At 68.0% G+C, this 3,597-nt stretch carries 2 protein-coding genes; both read right to left on the reverse strand.

Going from position 1 to position 3,597, the window contains the following annotated elements:
- Positions 1-219: 219 nt before the first annotated feature.
- A complete protein-coding gene (locus ABDV68_RS18625) occupies positions 220-2,901 on the reverse strand; it encodes a valine--tRNA ligase (RefSeq protein WP_343521587.1) in 2,682 nt (893 codons plus the stop codon).
- A gap of 38 nt (positions 2,902-2,939) precedes the next feature.
- Positions 2,940-3,410: a DUF2497 domain-containing protein gene (locus ABDV68_RS18630; RefSeq protein WP_343521588.1), complete on the reverse strand. Its 471-nt coding sequence runs from the start codon at positions 3,408-3,410 to the stop codon at positions 2,940-2,942.
- Positions 3,411-3,597 lie beyond the last annotated feature (187 nt).

The following is a 3,597-nucleotide window of genomic DNA, read 5'->3' on the forward strand; positions in this document are numbered from 1 at the left end:
GCCGAGCGTCGGCAACGCGAACAGCAGCAGGGTGCGGCCGATCGGTCCCTGAGTCAGGTCGTGGCGGGTAGCGGGCGGAGGCATCGCGTCCCTACGCGGTCATGCCGGACTTGTTCCGGCATCCACCGTGCGGCGAGCGCGGAGCGTGAGCCCCATGCCCCACGCCGCGCCGCGCGGCGGACCCCGGCACGAGGCCGGGGTGACGGAGAGGGTGTCGGTTCACCCCAGCCGGCCGAGTGCGGCCTGGAGGCGTGCCGCCTCGGCCGATTTCTCGGCGTGGTCCGCGCGCGCCTTCTCGACCGCCTCAGGCTTGGCCTTTTCGGCGAAAGCGGGGTTCGAGAGGCGCGCATTCAGACTGTCGCGCTCCTTCTCCGCCGCGGCGATCGCTTTGGTCAGTCGGGCGCGCTCGGCGTCGAGGTCGACCACGCCTTCGAGCGGGAGGACGAAGGTCGCCTCGTCCACCACGATCTGCAGCGCACCGCCTGCCGGCATGTCGCCCTCGGCGCGGTCGACGCGGGCTAGGCGACCAAGCACGGGCTCCTGCCGCGCGAGGCGCGCGGCGGTGTCGGCATGGGCGTCGCGCACGAACAGCGGCAGGCGCGCCCCCGGGGGCACGTTGAGCTCGGTGCGCGCGGCGCGCAGTTCGCTCACCAGCCGGATCAGCCAGTCGATCTCCTTCACCGCCTCCGGATCGAGCGCGCGGGCATCCGCCATCGGCCATTTCGCGGTGATCAGCGGATAATCGGGCCGGTCGCCGAGCTTGGACCACAGCTCTTCGGTGATGAACGGCATGAACGGGTGGAGCAGGACGAGAATCTGGTCGAGCACCCATCCCGCCACCAGCCGCGTCTCTTCGGCACCCTCGGCGCCCTCGGTCTGGAGTACCGGCTTGATCAGCTCGAGATACCAGTCGCAGAAGCGGCTCCACACGAACTGATAGATCGCGTTGGCCGCCTCGTCGAAGCGATAGTCGGCGAAGGCGAGGTCCATCGCCTGCACCGTCGCCACCGTCTCCGCGATGATCCACTTGTTGACCGCGAGGGTCGCGGAGGGCGGCTCGATCTGCTCGCTCGCCTTGATCCCGTTGGACTGGGCGAAGCGCGCCGCGTTCCACAGCTTGGTCGCGAAGTTGCGATAGCCCTCGACGCGCTTCTCATCCATCTTCACGTCGCGGCCCTGGCTCTCCATCGCCGCCATGAAGAAGCGCAGCGCATCGGCGCCGTACTGGTCGATCAGGCCGAGCGGATCGACGACATTGCCCTTGGACTTGGACATTTTCTGCCCGTCCGCGGCGCGAACAAGTCCGTGGAGATACAGTGTCTTGAACGGCACTTCTTTCATGAAGTGCAAACCCTGCATCATCATCCGCGCATCCCAGAAGAACAGGATGTCGAAGCCGGAGATCAGCACGTCGTTGGGATAGCGGCCGCCGAGCGTCGGGTCGGTCTCGTCGGGCCAGCCCATCGTCGCGAACGGCCACAGCGCGGAGGAGAACCAGGTGTCGAGCACATCCTCGTCGCGCTTGAGCGCAACGCCCTGCCCCGCCTGCGCCTGCGCCTCTTCCTCGGTCTCGGCGACGAAGATGCGGCCATCCTCGGCATACCAGGCCGGGATGCGGTGGCCCCACCACAGCTGGCGGCTGACGCACCACGGCTGGATGTTCTCCATCCAGTTAAAATAGGTCTTTTCCCACGACTTCGGCACGACCTTGGTCGCGCCCGAGCGGACCGCCTCGATCGCCGGCTTGGCCAGCGTCGCGGCGTCGACATACCATTGGTCGGTCAGCCACGGCTCGATCACCGCGTTCGAGCGGTCGCCGAACGGGGTCTGGATCTTCCGCGGCTCGGCGTCGTGCTCGGCGCCGTCCTTGTCGACATGGGGGACGAGGAAGCCCTCGGCCTTGAGCCGCTCGACCACCTTCTCGCGCGCGACGAACCGGTCGAGCCCGATCAGCTCGTCCGGGATCAGCCCGTCCGCCGTCTGAGTCACCGCCGCCTTGGCGTCGAGCATGTTGAGCATGTCGCGCGCCTCGATCCCGGCGCGGCGGCCGACCTCGAAGTCGTTGAAATCATGCCCCGGCGTGATCTTGACCGCGCCCGAGCCGAGCTCCGGATCGGCATGCTCGTCGGCGACGATCGGGATCAGGCGGCCGGTGATCGGCAACTTCACCTGCCGGCCGACCAGCGCCTTGTAGCGTTCGTCCTCGGGATGCACCGCGACCGCCATGTCGGCGAGCATCGTCTCGGGCCGGGTGGTCGCGACATGGATGAAGCCCGAACCATCGGCAAGCGGATAGCGCAGGTGCCAGAACTTGCCCGCAACCTCCTTGGTCTCGACCTCGAGGTCGCTGATCGCGGTGCCAAGGCCCGGGTCCCAGTTCACCAGCCGCTTGTCGCGGTAGAGCAGCCCCTGCTTGTGCAGCTCGACAAACACCTTGAGCACGGCCTTCGAGAAGCCTTCGTCCATGGTGAAGCGCTCGTCGGACCAGTCCATCGAGCAGCCGAGGCGGCGGAGCTGGCCGGTGATCGCCCCGCCGCTCTCCGCCTTCCACTTCCACACGAGATCGACGAACGCCTCGCGCGAATAGTTGGTGCGCTTGTCCTGCCGTTCGGCGAGCTGGCGCTCGACCACCATTTGCGTGGCGATGCCGGCATGGTCCATGCCGACCACCCAGCGCGCGTCCTTGCCCTTGAGGCGGGCGTGACGGACGAGGATGTCCTGCAGCGTGTTGTCGAGCGCGTGCCCGATATGGAGCGAACCGGTGACGTTGGGCGGCGGGTTGACGATCGTCCAGGGCTCGGCGCCGGGGCGATCCGGCCGGAACAGGCCGTTCGCCTCCCAATGCGCGTACCAGCGCGATTCGATTTCAGCCGGGTCGAAAGTCTTCGGAAGCTCGCTCATAGGCCAAGCGCCTTAACGGGCGCTTGGCGGATGGCAAGTCAGTCGCGGGCCGCGGTGATCCGTGCGATCTCGCGCTGCACCATTTCCTCGACCATGCGCGGAAGGTTGGCGTCGAGCCATTCGCGCAGCATCGGGCGAAGCATCTCGCGCACGACGCCTTCGAGCGTGTCGCTGCCGGGGATGTCGGGCTTCACGATCAGGCGCGAGAGCGCCTCGAGCGGGCCGCGAGTCGCCTCGGCGGCGGTCGCGGAGAGGATCGGCTCGGCCGGCGGCGCGGCGGCGGTCACTGGAGCGGACGCGGACGATTCGGCCGCGGGCGGGGCTTCCGGCTCCTCGACGACGGGATCGCTGAGCTCGAGGATCTCGTCCTCGTCAGCCGCCGGCACGGGCGCAGGGGCGCGCGGCGTACGGCGCGGACGGCTTGCCGCCGCCTCGCCTTCCTCGGCGATGATCCGTTTGATCGAGGACAAAATGTCCTCCATCGACGGCTCGTTACTGATGTCCCCCATTCGTCAACCCCGCGTTAGGGATAGCAGACACGTCACCTGTCGGATTTGACACGTGTCTGTCAACCTTTTCAGCGTTGTCCGACCGGGTCGATCGGTCCGGAAACCACCGGAGTCTGCGCCGGCGTGTCGGTCGTGCGCGTCGCCTGGGGCTCGGGCGCGGGGCCGTCGCGCCAGTCGGAGATGTTGT

It is taken from the genome of Sphingomonas sp., assembly GCF_039595165.1.
Lineage (GTDB): Bacteria > Pseudomonadota > Alphaproteobacteria > Sphingomonadales > Sphingomonadaceae > Sphingomonas.